This window comes from Nocardia mikamii NBRC 108933 (genome assembly GCF_001613505.1).
Classification (GTDB): Bacteria; Actinomycetota; Actinomycetes; order Mycobacteriales; family Mycobacteriaceae; genus Nocardia; species Nocardia mikamii.
Genome location: NZ_BDCM01000026.1, coordinates 90,753 through 109,548, shown reverse-complemented (window position 1 = coordinate 109,548; position 18,796 = coordinate 90,753). Strand labels below are relative to the sequence as shown.

Below are 18,796 nucleotides of genomic sequence, written 5' to 3'. Positions count from 1 at the left end.
AACCGTGTGCACCGGAGATTACTGGTCACTCGTCCAGTACGCTAGCCCCGATTTCGTGAAAAAGTCCCGGTTACTCGATGGGCGCGGTCAGCGGCAGGGCGATCACCGAGGTTCCGACGTGCACGGTGAAGGCACCGGGTTCGGTATCCCAGCCCGCATCCGTCCAGTGCTGGAAAGCCCGCCGCGGCAGCGGAATTCGCACGCGGCGCACCCCACCCGGCTCGGCCGTGACGCTGGCGAAGGCCGCCAGCCACCGCACCGGCCGCTCGATCGCACTGTCCTCACGCGACAGGTAGACCTGCACCACCTGCTTACCGGTCCGATCACCGATATTGGCCACGGTCACCTCGACATCGTGGCCGTCCACCGCGAGATCGCTCAGCTCCCACACGGTGTAGCCGAGTCCGTGGCCGAACGGGTACGCCGGCTGCACACCGGCACGCAGCCAGGTGCGGTAGCCGATGTGCACGCCCTCGTCGTAGGCCAGGGTGCCGTCGGCGGCCGGGGTGGTATCGCGGACCGGCACGTCGGCGAGTTCCTTCGGCCAGGTGGTCGGCAGCCGGCCGCCGGGTTCGGCCGCACCGGTCAGCACATCGGCCAGCGCGGCGCCGAATTCCTGACCGGGGAACCAGGACAGCAGCACCGCCGCCACCTCGTCGCGCCACGGCATCTCCACGGGCGCACCGGAATTCACGACCACCACGGTGCGCGGATTGACGGCGGCGACAGCGGCGACCAGGTCGTTCTGACGGCCGGGCAGCGCCAGCGTGGTCCGATCGCGACCCTCGCTCTCCAACTGTTCGGTGGTGCCGACGACCACTACGGCCACCTCGGCCCGGCGCGCGGCCTCGACCGCCGCCGCGAATTCGTCCTCGGGTGCGCGCTCCGGCCGCCCCACGACCAGGCCAACGCCGAGGATCATGCCCAGACCCGCGGCCGCCGACGCACCCGGACCGACCGTGATCCGGACGTCGACCTCCTGACCGGCGGCGAGTTCGCGCTCGATGCAACGTTGCGGCGGATCCAGCAGTGCGGCAACGGGATCCGAGCCCTCGAAGGCGATCTCGGTGTCGATCACGGTCGCGCCGTCGAATTCCACCACACAGTGACCGAGTGCCGCGACACCGAGCCGCCACGCACCGGCCACATCAGCGCGCAGCCGCGCGCGCAGTTCGATCGCCGACGCGGCGGCCGCGTGCGGATCACCGAACAGCACCAGCCGGCCCGCCGTGCGGTGCTGGGTGTCGAGGACACGGTCGCCGTCGAGGTAGCGCAGGCACAGCCCCGGCGTCTCGGTGACCGGGTCGGTGACCAGTTCCACGGGCACAGGGATCAGATCGTCGCCGGTCCGCACCCCCGGCGTGTGGGTGACCGGCAGCACCGCCGACAGACCCTCGACCGGCGTGACGGTGTGGTCGGGGATCACGGTCGCACTGCCGCCGCCCATGTACCGCGGCTGCGCGGCAGCGGGTCCGAGCAGCGCCACCGAGGTCTGCGGTGGCAGCGGCAGCACACCGTCGTTGTGTACCAGCACCATCGCGGCCGCGGCAGTGCGGCGTACCAGATCGTGGGCCTGTTCAGCGGTGAAGTCCGGCACCGGCCGGGGTTCGTGCGGGGCCAGCCCGCCGACGCGATCGGCGAAACGCAGGATGCGCCGGACCTTGTCGTCGATCGCGGACTTCGGCACGGTGCCGGTCGCGAGCGCGTCGGCGAGGGCGGAACCCCACAGCGGCGACGGGCCCGGCATGGCCAGGTCGGTGCCGCGGGCGGCGCCTTCGGTACTACGCACGGCGGTCCAGTCCGAGACGACCACGCCGTCGAATCCCCAACTGCCCTTGAGAGGTTCGTCCAACAGTGGCGATTCGGTCATGGTGGTGCCGCCGACGCTGTTGTAGGCGGCCATCACCATCCACGCGCCGGCCTGCACCGCGCGTTCGAACGGATACAGGTACAGCTCGTGCAGGGCGCGCGCGGCGACGCGGACGTCGACGGTGAAGCGGTCGGTCTCGGAATCGTTGGCCACGAAGTGTTTCGGGCAGGCGGCGACGCCGTGTGCCTGCACCGCACGCACGTAGGCGGCCGCGATCTCCGCGGTGAGCGTCGGATCCTCGGAGAAGCATTCGAAATGCCTTCCGCCGAGCGGTGATCGGTGCAGGTTCACGGTGGGTCCGAGAACGGCGTAGACGTTCTTCCGCCGAGCCTGCGCCGCGATCAGTGCGCCGATCTCGGTGAGCAGGTCGCGGTCCCAGGTGGCGGCCAGCGCGGTTCCGGACGGCAGGCTGATCGAGGGATCGCGTTCGTCCCAGTTCTCGCCGCGCACACCCGACGGCCCGTCCGAGACCGGCATCTCGGCGAGGCCGATCGCGGAATCCCCGGCCATGCGGAACATTCCGGCGCCGGAGATGAGTCGTAGTTCGGCGGCCGGATCCAATTGTGTTGCCAGCTGCTCGATCCGGTCGTCCATCGGGTGCCCCGTTTCGTCTCGACTGCGCATCGGCCTCGACGCTACGGGATATCGGCGGGTCGGCGCCGTATCGGCCGCCGCGCGTCGGGGCTACCGCAGCCGCAACCGGACCATCGGCAGCGTGTCGACCGGCGCGCCGGTCGCGTGTTCGATCACGGCGCGCAGATTCTGCCAGGCCTTCGGGTGCAGCGCCCGTGCACCCGGTCCGGCGGTGAATTCGGCGAATGCCATGGTGGTCCTCCTAGTCGACGGTGGGCCGGGACCGCTCGTCTTCGGGACCGGCCCGGACGCCCGCGATCCGTAGCAGCGGCGTCGCGAGGTCCAGCTCGCGCAGCCCCGGATCGATGAGCCGATGCAGCACCAGCCCATCCAGCGCGGCGACCAGCACGACCGCGGTGGCCTCCGGATCGGGGACGGACTCGTCGGCGCGCAGCCGGGCGACGATCGTGGCGCGGAATTCGGCGAGGACGGTGGTCAGGCCGGCGCGCAGCCGTTCGTGCCGCGTGGCGGCGAGCAGCATTTCGCTGAACACCCGGGTGTCGGCGCTCGACTCGTCGTAACCGCCGATCAGCGACAGCAGGGCGGTGATGCCGGTCGTGGTAACACCGAGCAGGTCCGCGGGGACGTCGCCGATCAGCCGCCGCATCATGCGCAGCGCCGCGTCGATCAGCAGATCGTCCACCGAGCGGAAGTGATAGTGCACCAGCCCGGCCCGCACCCCGGCCCGCTCGGCGACGAGCCTGGTCGTCACCGCACCCCAGCCGCGCTCGGCGATCAGCGCCGTCGCCGCGTCCATCAGCCGGGCCCGCGTCTGGCGACCCTGTTCTTCCGCGGTGACCATCGCATCTCCCTGGACGTTCGCCTTGGGCGAATGACCAAACCGTAGCGCGGCGTTGGGCGTGGTCACAAGAGGCCGTCGACTTGCCGCACGCCACGCTCGCGGAGTTGGTCCCGAATAAGGACGGTGTGATAGGGAATTGTCGTGTCATGCACCCCTTCCGTTCATCCCGTCTACATCGCCGCGACGCCGTGCCCGCGACGATGACGGAGGCGGCCATCGATCGCGCGCGAGCGGTCGGCTACCGCCGGGACCTGGACGGATTGCGCGGACTGGCCATCGCGCTGGTGGTGGTGTTCCACATCTGGTTCGGCCGGGTGTCCGGTGGGGTGGACATCTTCCTGGTGCTGTCGGGCTATTTCTTCACCGGATCGCTGCTGCGCCGGGCCGAATCCGGAGACGTCGGCATCGGCCTCACTCTGCGGCGTACCGCCCGCCGGCTGCTGCCCGCGCTCGTCGTGGTGCTCGGCGCCGTGGTGGCGGCGACCGTCACGCTGCGGCCGTACACGCAGTGGGGTGATCTGGCCGGCCAGACCCTGGCCTCGCTGTTGTACTACCAGAACTGGCGGCTGGCGACGACGTGGTCGGACTATCTGGCTGCCGATCCCTCGGTGAGCCCGCTGCAACACCTGTGGTCGATGTCGGTGCAGGGGCAGTACTACCTCGCGGCCCTGCTCGTGGTGGCCGCCACGGTATGGGTGTGCCGTCGACTCGGCCGCGAGCGCGCGATGCGGCCGGCGCTGACGGCGGTGATCATGGTCACCACGCTCGCCTCGTTCCTCTACGCGGCGCAGGGTTCGGCGACCCACCAGGGCTGGAACTATTACGACAGCGCGGCCCGGGCGTGGGAACTGCTGGTCGGTGCCGGTTTGGCACTGGCCGCCGCCTCGCTGCGCGCGCCGCGGGTCGTGCGGTCGGTGCTGGCGGCCGCGGGCCTGCTGGTGGTCGCGGTGGGTGGCTGGATCACCGACGGCGCGAATCAGTTCCCGGGGCCGCCGGCGCTGCTGCCGGTCGGTGCTGCCGTGGCGTTGATCCTCGCCGGCGCCGGGACCGGGCCCGAGCACCAGCCGCGGCTCACCCGGCTCCTGGCCTCACCGCCGCTGGTGCGGCTCGGCGATCTGGCCTACTCGCTGTATCTGTGGCACTGGCCGTTGCTGATCTTCCTGCTCGCCGAACGCGGCGGCTCCCGCGCGGGGTTCACCGGCGGCGCGGCGGTGATCGCCATCTCCCTGGGGCTGGCCTACCTCACCCATCGCTACATCGAGCAGCCGCTGCGCCTGCGCCCCCGGCAGGAGACGGACGCACCGATGTTCGGCCCGCGATATCGCCGCACCGCCGGGGTCGCGCTGTCGGTGACCGCGGCGGTGGTCGCCTCCGCGGCGGTCACCTGGAGTGCGGTCGTGCAGACTCATCCGCCGCGCGCGGTGGGCGCCCTCGACCCGGTGCAATATCCCGGCGCCGAGGCACTGGTCGGCGGCGCGTCGGTCCCCCAGGCGCGCATGCGGCCGACGCTGTACGAGGCGCCGGCCGAACTGCCCAGCCCGACCGTCGACGGATGTATCGCCGACTGGGATCACCGCGAGGTCGTCACCTGTACCTACGGCGCGGCCGACGCGCAGCACACGCTCGCGGTGGTCGGCAACTCCCATGCCGAGCACTGGATGCCGGCGCTGCAGCAGCTGGCGGCGCAGCACAATTTCAAGATCCTGGTGCATCTGAAGATGGGCTGTCCGCTCACCCTCGATCAGAACGCGATGTACAAGGGCGAACCGAATCCCGATTGCCGCGACTGGTCGCGCGAGGTGATCGATCTGCTGGGCAACGAGCGGCCCGAGTGGGTGTTCACCACCGGCACCCGTCCGCTCGACGCGGGCGGCGACGAAACCCCGGCCGACTACCAGGATGTGTGGAAAGCCCTGTCCGACAAGGGTATCCGGGTGATCGCGGTCCGCGACACCCCGTGGCTGCGCCGCGACGGTGTGCGCTATCGCGCGATCGACTGCCTGGCCCGCCACGGCGATCGGATCAGCTGCGGCATGCCCCGCGCCGATGCGCTCTCACCGGTCGACCCGGCCCTCGACGCGTCCGCCGCCTTCCCGAACGTCTTTCCGATCGACCTCACCGACGCCGTATGCGAACGCGACGTCTGCCCGGTGGAGGTCGGCAACATCCTCGTCTATCACGACGAACACCATTTCACCGCGAGCTACGCGCGTTCGCTGGCCCCCGAACTCGGCCGGCAGCTCAGCCCGCTGCTGGGTTGGTGGTGAACAGCGACGCCAGCGGCGGGCGCTCGGCCGACGACACCGGAGTCGTCACCCGCCGCCATCCCGTCGCGCCGGGCCGGAACTGGGTCAGCCCCACCCCCGAATCGGGGATGTCGAGGCGCGCGAGCAGTGTCGCGATGATCTGACGGCTCATCACGGCCAGTTCGTGGGTCGGCCGATTGCGGTGGATGCGGATGCCCAGGTCGACCTCGCCGATCGCGGCGCGGCCGAAACGGTGCAGGGTGTCGAGCAGAATGCCGATCTCGACGCCGTAACCGGGGGCGAACGGAATCTCGGTGAGCAGGGCTCGGGTAGCGGCGTATTCACCGCCGAGCGGCTGCCGCACGTCGGCCACCTCGGGGGCGAGCGCGGTCAGCAGCGGCCGGGCCACCAGCTGAGTCACCCGCCCACCGCCGTCGGTGTCGCCGTGCGGATCGTCGCCGAGCGGACGCCGGTAGAACCCTTTCACCAGCTGAATGCCCGGGTCCCGCAGCAACGGCGCCACCAGCGCGGGCACGAAACCCGGGTCCGGATCGTGCAGGTCGGAATCGATGAACACGACGATGTCGCCGGTCGTCACCGCCAGCGACCGCCACAGCACCTCGCCCTTGCCCGTCCGCACCGGCACGCCGGGCAGCGCCTGCTCGCGGGTGTACACCGCACTCGCACCGGCGGCGCGGGCGCGGGCGATGGTGTCGTCGGTCGAGCCGGAGTCGACGACGACCAGTTCGTCGACGAGTCCGCCGACCAGATCCCGGATCGAGCCGATCACGCCCGCGATGGTGTCGCGTTCGTTCAGGGCCGGGATCACGACCGAGACCGTCCGGTCACCTTTGGCCCGGATCAGGTCGGTCGCGCCGACATCGTGTGCGGGACAGGCCGATTCGGCGGGTGCGGCATACGTCATCGATATCTCCTCAGATACCCGGGTCCAGAATGTCGGTCGTCAGCTCCGGCCACAGCCGCGCCCAGCTGTCGCGTGGCCCGGCGCACCGCCAGATGGTCACGTGGGCGTCGATACCGGGGAATCCACGCGGATCGGCGAGCCGCACGAGCGGCTCGACAGTGGAAAACGTTCGGCGCAACCGTGTTTCGGCGGTGTCGGTGTCGACGCAGAGGGTCGTGGTGGTGCCGGGCGGCGGTCGCCCGAACTCCGCGTAACCGCGATCGGGACTGTAGACCGGCAAGCCGGGCGGCCCGAAACGATCCAGCGCCGCGGCCTGCCAATAGGTCCGGGTCAGTATCGCGGCAGGGGCGTGATCCGGGCCGGCTCGTTCGGCGGCCAGCGACGCGCCCGCGATGAGAGCGTCCCACCCGGTGGTGCCCGAAATTCGCATGCGCGTGGACAATTCGGCCCGCGTGGTCACCGTCCGCGGCGGGTCGCCCGATGGCAACAGCAGCACCACCCCCAGGGCGACGACGATCGACACCGTCGCCGCGGTGCACGCCGTGACTCGCGACCATCGCACGGGAAGTCGCTCCACCAGCACGCAGGCACCGGCCGCGAACAGCACCGGCAGCAGCCCGGCAACGTAGTAGGGACGCCCGCCGGTGACGGCCACGAACAGCACGACGACGCAGGTGGCAACCGCCAGAAAGCGATGATCGCGCAACCGGCGACCCGCGAATCCCCCAGCGGCACAGCCGATCAGCACCACACCCAGCACCCCGGCCAGGGTCACCAGCTGCACCGGCAAGCCGGCCGTACCACCGGTCGCGGCCCTCTGTTCGTCGCGGATCACCACCCCCATGGCCAGCTGTGGCCAGCCGTGGCGCGCTTGCCACAGCAGCGCGGGCGCCGCCGACACGGACGCGATTCCGGCGCCGGCCCACAGCGCGGGCCGGCGTACGATCTCCCGCGGTCCGCAGCAGGCGATCCCGACGGCGAGTGCGGCCACCACTACGGGCAGCAGGAGTTTCACCTGCAGGTCGATCGCCGCGACCACGCCCGCGATCAGCAGCAATCGGTCCGCGCGAGTCCGCACCCAGCGCGCCGACAGCCAGGCCAGCACCGCGACAGCCGTGGAGTCGAGGGCGAATGTCGACAGCGAGGCGGTCTGGGTAACCACATACGGGCAGCAGGCATAGCCGACCGCGGCGAGCACCCGCGCGGCGCGGCCGCCACCGAATTCCCGCGCCAGCGCCGCGGTGACGACGATCGCGACCACCCCGGCCAGGATGGCGGGCAGCCGCAGCACGGTCAGGGATTCGGGCGCGAAAGTGTGCGCGGCACGTGCGAGCAGCGGGATCACCGGTCCCTGATCGACGTATCCGGCGGCCGGATGATGTCCGGCGGCGACGAAGTACAGCTCGTCGCCGAACCAGTCGTACCGCGCGGCCCGGATCGTGAGGACCGCCGCGGTGAGCGTCGCGATCACGCCCACCCAGACCGCCGTCCCGTGTCGGGAGATACGTTTCAGCACACCGTCTTTCAGCGCCGCTCGCGATCGGTTCGCACATGGTGCCGGCGAGGGCGGCCGGCTCGCCGCGAGCGAGCCCGGATGCGGTCTCGTGGACGACTCCCGGGAGCGGATGTCCACAGCGGGTTGCCGGTCGTGCCGTGCCGGTGGACGCGGAGCCGGCGTCGCGGCATCATCGCCGAAACGCTGTTCGGCCGAGAGTGTTTCGGCTGTGGCGGCACGGACTTGCTCTCCATGATCCGGCCGGGGATCGTCGCGGTGCCTCGACGGCGACGTCCGGGTGCCGCGCCCGGGCATTCCGCTCACACGCACCTCGCCGGTCGGTGGCCCGGTGCGATCCGGCGTGTCACAGTAATGCGGCATCGACCCGTTCGGTGCCGGTCAGGGCGATATCGCGGCACAGCTTCGTCAGCGTCGACAGGTATTGCGCCACCGCCTCGTGCGCACGCGGAGTATCCGGGAACACCATGCTCAGCTGGGTGATGTCGGGGAAGCGGTTGATCCACAGGTAGACCTCGCTGGAACTGGCCCGGTTGCCGTACAGTCCGCCGTTGATGCGGTCGAACATCTCCGCGCCCGCCATCCGCCGCACATCGACGTAGGAGACCATCGGCGCCGAGAACCCGAGCCGGGTGTGGATGCGCGGATCGTCGGCGGCCAGTTCCAGTACCCGGTGCACGCACACCTGCGCCAGCTCCTTCGCGGCATCGGCCTGGGCCTGGGCGCGGCCCACCAGTGAGGTGAACGTCTCGTCCGGCCGCACCGCCACCGCGACCGGCACCAGACTGGTGTACCAGCCGATCGCACCCTGCTCCCCCGGAGTCGAGCGCGTGTTGACCGGCGTGAACACGAAATACTTGTCCCTGCCGGTCAATTCGTACTCGGTCAGCGCGATCGCGGCGAACACGCCGCCGAGGAACTTCCCGCCGTAGTCCTGGCACACCTGCTCGAATCGCAGCGCCTCCGCCTCCTCGAACAGCGGCACGGTGATCTGCGCGCCGCGGGTGAATCCGCTCGCGCCCGGTGCCACGCCGAGGTCCATCGGAAACGACGGTACCGCGCCGTCGTGGCGGATCAGCAGCTCCAGCCAGCGCTGTACCGGCGCGGAGTCGGTGGTGAGCTCGGCGTTGTAGCTCAGTTCCCGTTCGCAGTAGGCGAGATGACCGTCCACCGGTTCGATGGGGACCCGGCCGCCGGACAGTTCGTTGCCGTAGAGCAGCAGCAGATCCACACACGACAACGCCTGCCCCACACCGTCGGTGTGCAGGTGGTCCACGGCGGCGTAGACGGTGAACTGGTCGCCGCGGTCGATGACGCCGAAACCGAAACAGTCCCAATCGAATACGTCGCGCGCATGGCGCTGCACATGGTCGCGGACGGCGTCGCTGTCGGTGATCTCGCCGTAGTCGCGGGGCTCGAAGTCGATATCGCCCGGGTCGGCGACGTGGCGCGCGATCCGCTCGCCGGGTTCGCAGGAGAACCAGCTCCAGAACGTGTCGTGACGGCGGGCGAACGCGGTGATCGTCCGGGTCATGGCATCGCGGTCCAGCGCACCGGGAAAGTCGAAGGCGATCATGCACAGCCGGGACGCGCGAGATCCGCTGTCGCGCTGGCGATATGCCGCGCGCAGATATTCGCGCTGCTGGTAGGACGGGCCGACCGGATGCTCCGGGGCGGCCAGGACCGCCGCACGCGACTGCGCAGTGGGTGCCCAGGCGATGAGTCTGCCGGGCTGCGGATGCCAATCGTCGAAGAAGCCGAAACCGACCATGGAAACCCTCGTTTCGTCCAGATGTGACGACCCGCCGGCACCGGCCGCGCCGCCGAATCACGCGGACCGAGTCAACGGCACCCGCGCCCATCCGCCAACCGTCGCCGTGGAAGTTTGTGACCTTCCCCAGATCCGGTCGAGTCCGATAGGCCGCCGGTCCCAACAGTCGGCGCGACACCTTGCGGCCGTGACCTTCGCGGGCCTACGTTGACCGCCGTCCAGACCCGCCGGAACGAGAGAGGTAGGCGGATGATTCGCCGCTCACTGCCCACTGCCCTGCTGGCGTCGGTGCTGACCGCGGCGCTGTGCGCGTCACCCGCGGTGGCCGACGACCCGCCGCCCACCCCGGTGAGCGTCGCCGCGCTCACCGCGGCCGCCGAACCCGCCGCCGACGGCGCCCACCTGCTCGGGGTCGAGCAGGAATCCGACGGCATGCTGAATCTGCGCGTGCACTCCGCCGCGATGAATCGCGAGATCGAGGTGAAAGTCCTTCGGGCGCCGGATGGTTCGGCCCCGGCGCCGGTGCTGTATCTGCTCAACGGCGCCAGCGGTGGTTCGGAGGCCAGCAGTTGGCCCGAACAGACCGATATCGTCGACTTCTTCCGCGGCAAACAGGTCACGGTGGTGACGCCGATGGGCGGCAACGGCAGCTATTTCGCCGATTGGCGCGCCGACGATCCCGTACTCGGCCGGCAGAAGTGGTCGAGTTTCCTCACCGCGGAACTGCCGCCGATCATCGATTCGGCCTTTCACGGCTCCGGCGCGAACGCGGTGGCCGGTATCTCCATGGCCGGCACCTCCGTTTTCCAGCTGGCCCTGGCCGCACCCCAGCTGTACCGGGCGGTCGGCTCCTACAGCGGCTGCGCGCGCACCAGCGATCCGCTGGGGCAGGCGTTCGTCGACGGTGTGGTGCTGCGGTGGCACGGTGATCCGCTGAATCTGTGGGGTGCGCCCGACGATCCGCTGTGGGCGGCCCACGATCCCTACGTCAACGCGGACCGGCTGCGCGGGCTGGCGATCTACGTCTCGACCGGCAACGGAATTCCCGGTCCCTTCGACAATCCGGACGGGCCCGGAATTCACGGCAACACCCGCAAACTCATCGAGCAACTGGTCTACGGCGGCGTGCTCGAGGCCGCCACCCACAATTGCTCGATCGCGCTGCGGGACCGGCTGGCGCAGTTGAACATTCCCGCGACCTTCGACCTGCGCGCGAACGGCACCCACTCCTGGGGCTACTGGCAGGATGATCTGCACCGCTCCTGGCCGATATTCGAACAGGCCCTGAACCGCTAACCCGCCGCCGCGATTCTCCGTGCGGCGGAGACGGTTTCGCGCACGTACTCGGCGCGCTCGGCCGCTCCGACGGCGGCACTGAGCGGGCCGATCTGGACCTCCATCGCCACCCGCTCACCGTCGAAGACCGGGACCGCGAGATAACTGATCGGCAGTGCGCGATCGCTGTCGAGATCGGCCCGGCTGTGCGCCGTGCCGCCGATCGTGGCCAGCAGCGCCAGGACCCGCTCACGCAATTCCTTGTCCGCCGGTCGGTCGGACAGATGATCGACCACCTCGGCCAGCACCCGCAGCGTCGGCAGGCTGGCCGCGTCCAGGCCCCACGCGCAATATCCCAGGGCGCGAACGGTTTCCAGCACCTGTTCGAATTCGGCTCGGCGCTCGGGCAGCGCCTGCTGCAACCACGCGCGCTGCGCGGGCAGGCCGGCGTGGGCCAGAACGGCCGCACCCGCCGGTGGGCGCAACGGTATCCGGGTGCCGGCCTCGATGCCGGCCGGAATCAGCCCGGGCCCGCCGGCCACCGCGACGAAGATCACTTCGCTGCCCGCGATGGAGGTGAGGGCGGCGCCGCAGCCCACCCGTTCGGCCAGCCGGCGCAGTTCGGCCTCCACCCGGTCGTGATCGCGCAGGCGATCCCGTAACCTTCCGCCCAGCACGAGCAACGCCGGACCGGGTTCGTAACCGAGGTCGGGAAGCCGCCGCACCCAACCGGTTTCCTCCAGGGTGCCCAGGATCGCCCCCATGGTGGAGCGACTCAATCCCAGCGTATCGGCGATCTCCGCCGAGGTCAGCGCGCCGTCGTGCGCGGCGAGCAGTTCCACCACCGACACCACCCGCCGGGTCGGGGGCGAGCTTTCGGCCCGTCCGGTGTTGCCAGTCGGCACGGGGTCTCCTAACCTGTCGCGATACGAATAATTGAATCATTCGATACGAATAATCATATCGAGGAGTGCTTGTGCGACGTAAGGGCTTTACCGAGGGCGCGATCACCTCGATCGCTGCCGCCGCGGCGGCGATACTGACCATCGGCGCGGGAACCGCGAACGCCGCGTTCGGTCCACCCCCTCCGGTCGATCCGTATCTCGGGCCGGTCGGCACCGCCACCATGCACGGCGATGCGGAATCCTCCGACAGCACTCCGCTGCCGGGCGTCGGTACCGGCGCGGTGAACGCGCAGTTCCGGGAACTGGCCGCCGCGTGCCCGACCATTCTGCAGGGCTCCGACGGTATGCCGCAGGCGTTGTGCACCACCATCACCGACCGTTCGCCCAAGATATTCCTGCTCGACCCGAACAGCGGTCAGCCGCTCACGTCGCTGTCACTACCCAAGGGTGGTCTGCTCGGCGGGGTCTACGCCTATCTGGACAATGCCGATCACATGGTCATGGTCGACGGTGACGACAATCTGGTGCGGGTCGCGCATACGAAGGACGGCAACGACTGGAAGCTGGCCATCGCCTCCTCGACTCCGCTCGGCGCCGCGGTGACCGGCCACTGCGGCGGGAACGGCTGCGACAGCGTCGCCTCGCTGATGCCCGATCGCGACGGCCGGGTGTGGTTCGCCACCGCCAACGGCGCGGTGGGCGCCGTTGATCCGAAAACCGGTGCCGCGCAGTCGATCACGCTGCCCGGTGAACACGTCGACAACAGCATCTCGACCGCCCCGGAGGGCACCGCGGTCACCACCGATCACGCCACCTACCTGTTCACCGCGGATGCCTCGGGCGCTCCGCACCAGGTGTGGCGCCAGCCCTACGATCGCGGCCCGGCACGCAAACCCGGGCAGCTCAGCTGGGGCAGCGGGGCCAGTCCGACCTTCTTCGGCCCCCGCGACGGTACCGATTATCTGGCGATCACCGACAATGCGGTGCCGCAGGAGAATCTGCTCGTCTACGACACCCGCACCGGCCGCCCGGTCTGCTCGGTGCCCGCGGTGGACGGCACCGAGAACTCGCCGATCGGCTCGGGCAACAGCGTCTTCGTGGCGAGCACCTACGGCTATCCGTATCCGGCGCTGCCGGACAACGCCGGCCCGAGCGAGCCGGACAAAGCCGACTTCACCGGCGGCATGGTCCGCATCGACGTGAATGCCGACGGTAACGGGTGCACCCGGAAATGGGCCAGCGATGTGAAATCCGCTGCGGTCCCCCGGCTTTCCTTGGCGGACGGCAAGATCTACACGGTCGCCCGCAAGAATCAGATCGCCGGCATCGATACCGGCAGCGCCGGAGCGGTGATCGACACCTATCACCTCGTCGTGATCGACGCGGAAACCGGCACGGAGAATTCCAGCCGATTGATCGGCACCAGCACCGTGCACGACACCCTGCAGATGGTCGGCACGATCGCGCCGGGCCGCGTGCAGTACCAGGGCACCACGACCGGACTGTTCCGGATCACACCGAGCTGAACGAAGTTTCGGCTGCCGCAGGGGCGAGACCGCTACCGGTCTCGCCCCTGTGATTTTTCCGATCGCTCCGAGATTGCTACTGTCGCCGAAGGATACGTACGATCCCCTACTAAATGCGTACGTAGATAGTTGAATGGACGGCGACGATGTCCGGAATCCGCTCGGTCCATTCGGTTCTCACGTTAAAGGCTTATTACGCAGCTGTATCCGCTTGGTTAGCAACATTTCTCAACCGTAAACGTTTTCGCGTCGTACCTTTACACGGGTTCGGTACTCGTTAATCTCGGTTCGCGCGGTCCGGATAATCCGGATTTCGCACCGGCAGCGGATAATTCGGCAATTCTCCCCCTGGAATTCCCGATCGCTCGCCGCCTTATCCGATCGACCACGATGAGGATCCGATGAACAAGACCACCCGTTTGGTCTCCGGCGCGACCATAGCTCTGATGGTGACCGGTGCCGTAGCCACCACCGCCACCACTGCGAACGCCGCCACCGGCACGTCCGCGGCCCCCGCCGCCGGCGCACCGATCGCCGCCGACCCGTTCACACTGACCACCGAAATCCTTCCGGGCGTGCGCTACACCAGCAATACGCAGGACGGCTCGGTCAACATTCAGACCGGACTGGGTTCGCTCACCACGGTGGGCACCCAGTTCCAGGTCAAGGACGGCAGCGGCGCCCTGGTCGCCGGTACCGCCCTGGCCACCTCGCCCAAGGCCGAACAGGCCGCCACCGCACCCGCCTCGCTGCCGGAGACCCAGCAGGCGGCCGCACAGCAGCCGGCGCCCCAGCCGGCCGCCGTCGAACAACCGGTCACCTCCGCCCAGCCGATCTACACCCAGGACGAGTTCAACTCCGCCCTGAGCGTGGCCGCCACCCAGTTCGGGCTGGCGACCGGTATCGGCAGCCTCGCCGGCGGCGCGGTGGGCGGCATCACCGGTTGCGTGCTCGGCGCGACGATCGGCTTCGCCCTGGTGCCGGAGTTCTTCCTCGGTAGCGGTGCGGCCGGCTGCCTGGTCGGCGCCGGACTCGGTGCCACCGTCGGACCGCTGATCGGCGCCGCCATCCTCGGCGTCCCGGTCGGTATCGCGAGCGCGGTGCAGATGTACAACACCCTCAACGCACCTGCTCCGGCCGCTTCCTGAACCGGCTCTCCCACCCTGTGGCCCCGTCGTTTCGGCGGGGCCACAGCCGTTCCCGAGGGCTGGGAATGGGTACTATCCCGGTACGTAGTCGATGGTGGAGAGGTGCGATGGCACATCGTTTCGGGGATCTGGAGGCGGTGGTGATGGACCGCATCTGGTCCGCTCCCGACACCATCACCGTGCGAACCGTGTTCGAGGATCTGCTGCGCAGCCGGGAAATCGCCTACACCACGGTCATGACCACCATGGACAATCTGCACCGCAAGGGCTGGCTGGAACGCGAACGCGATGGCAAGGCCTATCGCTATCGCGCGCGCCTGAGCCGCGAACAGTACAGCGCCCAGTTGATGCGCGAGGCGCTCGGCGGCGGCCGCTCCGATGTGGTTCTCGCCCATTTCGTCGAGCAGATCTCCGACGACGACACCGCCGCACTGCGCAAGGTGCTGCGCCGCGCGAAATCCCGGAACGCCCACACCGAGCAGCCGGGGACCGAGGTCGCCGAGTGACCCTCGCGCTGTGCCTGCTGAGCTATTCGGCACTGGTCTGCGTTCTCGGGCCGCCGATCCTGACCCGGCTCACCGCGCACGGCAGCGTCCCCGCGCTCGGGGTGCTGGCCTGGCTCGCCGCGATCGCCGCCGTCCTCGGCGCGTGGGCGGCCGCTGCGGTGGCTCTGGCCGTGCAGGTCGCCCACACCTGGGATCTGCCGATGGCCCACCTGTTCGACGACTGTGTGGTGGCCGTGCACGCGACCGCCGACGGCAGCCACGGTCCGGTCGCGCAGTTCGCGGCGCTGATCTCGGCACTCGCGCTGATCGGATTCGTCGTGGTTCGGGGCGTGCGGGTGATCGGTGCGGTCGTGCGCGCGGGACGCAGTAGCGCCCGGCACGCCCGATCGGCATCGCTCATCGGGCGGCGGCTGGACGACGACACCAATGCGGCCGCGGCGGTGGTCATCGATGCGCCGCAACGGGCGGCCTACTGTGTGGCGGGGCGACCGGGAACGGTCGTGGTGACCAGCGCCGCGGTGGCCGCGCTGGATCGGCCGCAACTGGCGGCGGTACTCGCCCACGAGGACGCGCACCTGGCCGGGCGGCATCATCTGATCCGGGCCTCGACCCGGGCACTGACCACTACGCTGCCACGCATTCCGCTGTTCGCGGCCGCCGACGACCGCATCGCCCAGCTGCTGGAAATGTGCGCCGACGACCGCGCCGCAGGGCGCCACAGCCGCACGGCCGTACTCACCGCGCTGCTCACCCTGTCCGGAGCGACCGGCGATGCCGAAATCCGCTCGCTGCTACCGGATACCGCGCTGGGCACCAGTACGCTCGCCGTCGCCGACCGGGTGCACCGGCTGGTGCGCGCCGACTCGCGTACGAGGCGGGCCGGTCGCGGGATTCCGCTCGCGCTGTTCGCGGCCCTCGTCGCCTCGGTACCGGCGTCCGGATATCTGCTGGTGCACTTCGGGATGGCGGGCTGTCTGCCGTTCGTCCATTGAGACAGCGGCGGGACCGGTTCGCTGCGAACCGGCCCCGCGCACTGTCGTTCGCTCAGTTGTAGAAGGCGCCGAACGACGGGACGGAAATGGTGCCCAGCTGGTACTGGAAACCGTCCGGGTTGGCATCGGAAACGGGGATCGGCCACCGGTGCCAGAGCGTCCCGTACACCGCGGCCACGACTATGCCCGCTCCCGGATCGAAGGCCGGCGTGCGGATGGTGGTGTCCACCGGTACGTCGTTGTGTTCGAGCAGGGTCTGGGTGCCGCTGCGCCCGTTCGACAGGTTGTACCAGACGACCTGCAGATTCGCCCCGGCCTGGTTCGGGGCGATGGTGCCCGGGCCGCCGAAGAAGCCGAGGCGGAAGCCGTCGTAGCTCAACGCGATTCCGGACCCGTAGACGCCGGGGCCGGTGCCGCGCCCGATGTCGGATTGGGCGGGAATCTGGAACGGCTGGGCGGGCAGAGCCGCCTGCTCGACGGTCGGCCCCGCGGCGAGCAGCCGGTCGACAGCCTGTTCGGCCGCCGGATTCCCGGCCGCCGCCGCTCGCAGATGTGCGGTCGCCGCGGACCAGTCCACGGCAGCGGGTTCCGCCACGACGGGACCGGCGAAGACCACGGACGCCGCCGCGGCTGCCGCCGCTGCCGCGGTGAGACGACGGGTGACACTCAGTCGACGCATAACCAGTTCTCCTCGAGTATTCCGGTACAGCTTGCTGAGAAATTGCGTAGATCCGGTCACCGTAGCTTTTTAGCCCCCGAATGCGCGGGTGCGGCGCGCTGCAAACGGGCGCCGAGTTCGCGGACATGATCGGCGAGTTCGGGCGGCGAGTCGACGCGGAAGTCGTGGCCGAGCCGCAGCAGTCGCACGACGAGCCATTGCACGGTGTCGGCCTCGGTGCGCAGCCGGCAGGTGTGCTCGTCGACGTCCTCGATATCGCCGAGCGCACTCGCGCCGGCGCGAACGATGGCCGCCGGGGCGAACACGGTCACCTCCGCGCGGTACACCGGCGCCATCGAATACAACGAATCGCGAACGTAGGTGGCCGCGTCCTCGGCGGGCAATTCCCGTGCCTCGGTGCGCAAGCCGATCGGCCGCGGAGTCTCGATGCGGTCGATCCGGAAGATCCGCCAATCGTCGCGCTCGCGATCGAAGGCGACCAGGTACCAGCGCTGCCCCGCGGCGACCAGGCGATGCGGATCGACCAGTCGCCGGGTCCGCGCGCCGGAGTTCGAGACGTAACCGAAGCGCAGTTGTTCGCGCCCGCCGATCGCGGCGGCCAGTACCGTCAACACGGCGGTGTCGACCGGCGAATCCGATTCGGCGGCAAGTGTTTCGGTGGCCGCGCTCACCGACCGCACGCGGGCCCGCAGCCGGGTCGGGAGCACCTGCTCCAGTTTGGCCAGCGCTCGCACCGCCGCCTCGTCCGCACCGGGCAACGCATGCGCGGCGACCGTCCGCAGCCCGATCGCGGTGGACACCGCCTCGTGGTCGTCGAGCAGCAGCGGCGGCATCGCCGTCCCCGCGGCCAGCCGATATCCGCCGTACACACCCATCGTCGCCTGCACCGGATAGTCGAGTTCGCGCAGCCGATCGATATCGCGGCGCACGGTCCGCGCGCTGACGCCCAGTCGCTGCGAGAGCTCACTCCCCGACCATTCGCGCGGTGTCTGCAGCAGCGACAGGAGGGTGAGCAGGCGCTGCGTCGTATCGGTCACCGGCCCATTCTCGCGCAGAACTAGGACAGTTTCCGACCGTTATACACGCCGCTCGCCGGGCGCGTGGTCGGCCACGTCGCCGATTCATCGCTGGGGACAGCGGCCTCGCTGCGGCAGAATGCCTGGGGCGCAACCTGATCGGCAGGTCGCGGCACAGTGGAGGCTGGGAATGACCGAGGAAATCGTGGGCCGGCATGCCGAGGTCGAGGTGGACGGTTCACCGATGGCCGTCTATCTGGCGCGACCGGCGCGCGGCGGCCGGTTGCCGGTGGTGCTGGTCGGCGCCGAATTGTGGGGTCTGACAGCCGAAGTGCGGGCGGTGGTCGACCGGGTGGCCGCGCTGGGATATGTGGCGGTGGTCGCGAATCTGTATCACCGGTGCGGACCGGAGACCGCCGACGGACTGGCCGAAACCGACGAGAACCGGGCGCGGGCCTTCGAGCTGCTCGGCACGCTCACCCGCGACGGCGTGGAGGCGGATCTGCGCGCGACCGTGGCCTTCGCCCGCGAACAGGGTGAGGGCGGCGACACCACCGGCGCCCTCGGTTTCAGCCTCGGCGGGCACATCACCTACTTCGCCGCGACCAGGCTGGATCTGGACGCCGCGGCGATCTTCTACCCCGGCTGGCTGCCGGTCGCCGGTACCGCGTTGAGCATCCCGGATCCGCTGCTCGCCCACACCTCGTCGATCGCCGAACATGGCACCCGGCTGCTGCTCCTGCTCGCCGAGCGCGACCATGTGATCGACGCCGAGCAGCGCGCGGCCATCGACGCCGCGCTCGCGCAGGCGAGGGCGGATTACGAACTGGTCGTCTATCCCGGCGCGCAGCACGCGTATTTCTTCCCCGGACGTCCGGTGCACGACGCGGCGGCCGCGGCCGATTCCTGGCAGCGTGTGACCGAGTTGTTCGCCGCGACGCTGGGGGCGGTGACCGATGAATTTCCGGCGCCCGCCTCGTCCTAGGAGC

16 protein-coding genes are annotated in these 18,796 nt (G+C 69.8%); 7 read left to right on the top strand and 9 right to left on the bottom strand.

Translation table 11 applies throughout. The annotated features are described in order from the left end of the window. Window positions 1-70: 70 nt before the first annotated feature. Genes NMI01S_RS32120 through NMI01S_RS32115 form a run of 3 tightly spaced genes read right to left on the bottom strand, consistent with a single transcriptional unit; the run spans window position 71 to window position 3,305 of the window. Window positions 71-2,494: a beta-glucosidase family protein gene (locus tag NMI01S_RS32120; protein ID WP_245717122.1), complete on the bottom strand. Its 2,424-nt coding sequence runs from the start codon at window positions 2,492-2,494 to the stop codon at window positions 71-73. Window positions 2,495-2,554: 60 nt separating this feature from the next. After that, window positions 2,555-2,695: a hypothetical protein gene (locus tag NMI01S_RS35190; protein ID WP_245717121.1), complete on the bottom strand. Its 141-nt coding sequence runs from the start codon at window positions 2,693-2,695 to the stop codon at window positions 2,555-2,557. Window positions 2,696-2,705: 10 nt separating this feature from the next. After that, window positions 2,706-3,305, bottom strand: coding sequence for a TetR/AcrR family transcriptional regulator (locus NMI01S_RS32115; RefSeq protein ID WP_063002496.1), 600 nt, complete (start codon window positions 3,303-3,305; stop codon window positions 2,706-2,708). Window positions 3,306-3,505: 200 nt separating this feature from the next. Here NMI01S_RS32115 and NMI01S_RS32110 point away from each other — a divergent pair, with 200 nt between their 5' ends. Continuing rightward, window positions 3,506-5,572, top strand: coding sequence for an acyltransferase family protein (locus tag NMI01S_RS32110; protein ID WP_063002495.1), 2,067 nt, complete (start codon window positions 3,506-3,508; stop codon window positions 5,570-5,572). Here the strand turns inward: NMI01S_RS32110 and NMI01S_RS32105 are convergent. The 3 genes from NMI01S_RS32105 to NMI01S_RS32095 form a co-directional block, all read right to left on the bottom strand. Next, window positions 5,547-6,476, bottom strand: a complete 930-nt coding sequence (locus tag NMI01S_RS32105; RefSeq protein ID WP_063002494.1) for a glucosyl-3-phosphoglycerate synthase — start codon at window positions 6,474-6,476, stop codon at window positions 5,547-5,549. The two genes, NMI01S_RS32110 and NMI01S_RS32105, sit on opposite strands and share 26 nt — an antisense overlap. A gap of 10 nt (window positions 6,477-6,486) precedes the next feature. Beyond that, on the bottom strand, window positions 6,487-7,992 hold the full coding sequence (locus tag NMI01S_RS32100; RefSeq protein ID WP_063002493.1) for an ArnT family glycosyltransferase: 1,506 nt from the start codon (window positions 7,990-7,992) through the stop codon (window positions 6,487-6,489). Window positions 7,993-8,335: 343 nt separating this feature from the next. Further along, window positions 8,336-9,760, bottom strand: a complete 1,425-nt coding sequence (locus tag NMI01S_RS32095) for a condensation domain-containing protein (protein ID WP_063002492.1) — start codon at window positions 9,758-9,760, stop codon at window positions 8,336-8,338. A 249-nt stretch (window positions 9,761-10,009) separates the two neighbouring features. Between NMI01S_RS32095 and NMI01S_RS32090 the strand changes: the two genes are divergently transcribed. Further along, window positions 10,010-11,056, top strand: coding sequence for an alpha/beta hydrolase (locus tag NMI01S_RS32090; protein ID WP_063002491.1), 1,047 nt, complete (start codon window positions 10,010-10,012; stop codon window positions 11,054-11,056). On the opposite strand, the gene NMI01S_RS32085 is transcribed toward NMI01S_RS32090, so the two are convergent. Further along, window positions 11,053-11,940 (bottom strand): IclR family transcriptional regulator, encoded by an 888-nt coding sequence (locus NMI01S_RS32085; RefSeq protein WP_063002490.1) that lies wholly within the window; start codon window positions 11,938-11,940, stop codon window positions 11,053-11,055. The two genes, NMI01S_RS32090 and NMI01S_RS32085, sit on opposite strands and share 4 nt — an antisense overlap. Before the next feature lie 65 nt (window positions 11,941-12,005). Here NMI01S_RS32085 and NMI01S_RS32080 point away from each other — a divergent pair, with 65 nt between their 5' ends. The 4 genes from NMI01S_RS32080 (at window position 12,006) to NMI01S_RS32065 (ending at window position 16,112) form a co-directional block, all read left to right on the top strand. Next, entirely contained in the window at window positions 12,006-13,466 is a 1,461-nt protein-coding gene (locus NMI01S_RS32080) for an NHL repeat-containing protein (RefSeq protein ID WP_245717120.1), read from the top strand. A gap of 401 nt (window positions 13,467-13,867) precedes the next feature. Next, window positions 13,868-14,614, top strand: coding sequence for a DUF8020 domain-containing protein (locus tag NMI01S_RS32075; protein ID WP_063002488.1), 747 nt, complete (start codon window positions 13,868-13,870; stop codon window positions 14,612-14,614). Window positions 14,615-14,721: 107 nt separating this feature from the next. Beyond that, window positions 14,722-15,120 carry a BlaI/MecI/CopY family transcriptional regulator gene (locus tag NMI01S_RS32070; protein ID WP_063002487.1) on the top strand — a complete coding sequence of 133 codons (399 nt, stop codon included), beginning with the start codon at window positions 14,722-14,724 and terminating at the stop codon, window positions 15,118-15,120. Continuing rightward, window positions 15,117-16,112, top strand: coding sequence for a M56 family metallopeptidase (locus NMI01S_RS32065; RefSeq protein WP_063002486.1), 996 nt, complete (start codon window positions 15,117-15,119; stop codon window positions 16,110-16,112). Before NMI01S_RS32070 ends, NMI01S_RS32065 begins: the two co-directional genes overlap by 4 nt. 52 nt (window positions 16,113-16,164) lie before the next feature. Here NMI01S_RS32065 and NMI01S_RS32060 read toward each other — a convergent pair whose 3' ends face one another. Continuing rightward, window positions 16,165-16,791 carry a hypothetical protein gene (locus NMI01S_RS32060; RefSeq protein WP_063002485.1) on the bottom strand — a complete coding sequence of 209 codons (627 nt, stop codon included), beginning with the start codon at window positions 16,789-16,791 and terminating at the stop codon, window positions 16,165-16,167. A gap of 56 nt (window positions 16,792-16,847) precedes the next feature. Further along, window positions 16,848-17,828, bottom strand: coding sequence for a helix-turn-helix transcriptional regulator (locus NMI01S_RS32055; protein WP_063002484.1), 981 nt, complete (start codon window positions 17,826-17,828; stop codon window positions 16,848-16,850). A 169-nt stretch (window positions 17,829-17,997) separates the two neighbouring features. Here NMI01S_RS32055 and NMI01S_RS32050 point away from each other — a divergent pair, with 169 nt between their 5' ends. Continuing rightward, complete coding sequence (locus NMI01S_RS32050) at window positions 17,998-18,792, top strand: dienelactone hydrolase family protein (RefSeq protein WP_063002483.1); 795 nt, start codon at window positions 17,998-18,000, stop codon at window positions 18,790-18,792. Window positions 18,793-18,796 lie beyond the last annotated feature (4 nt).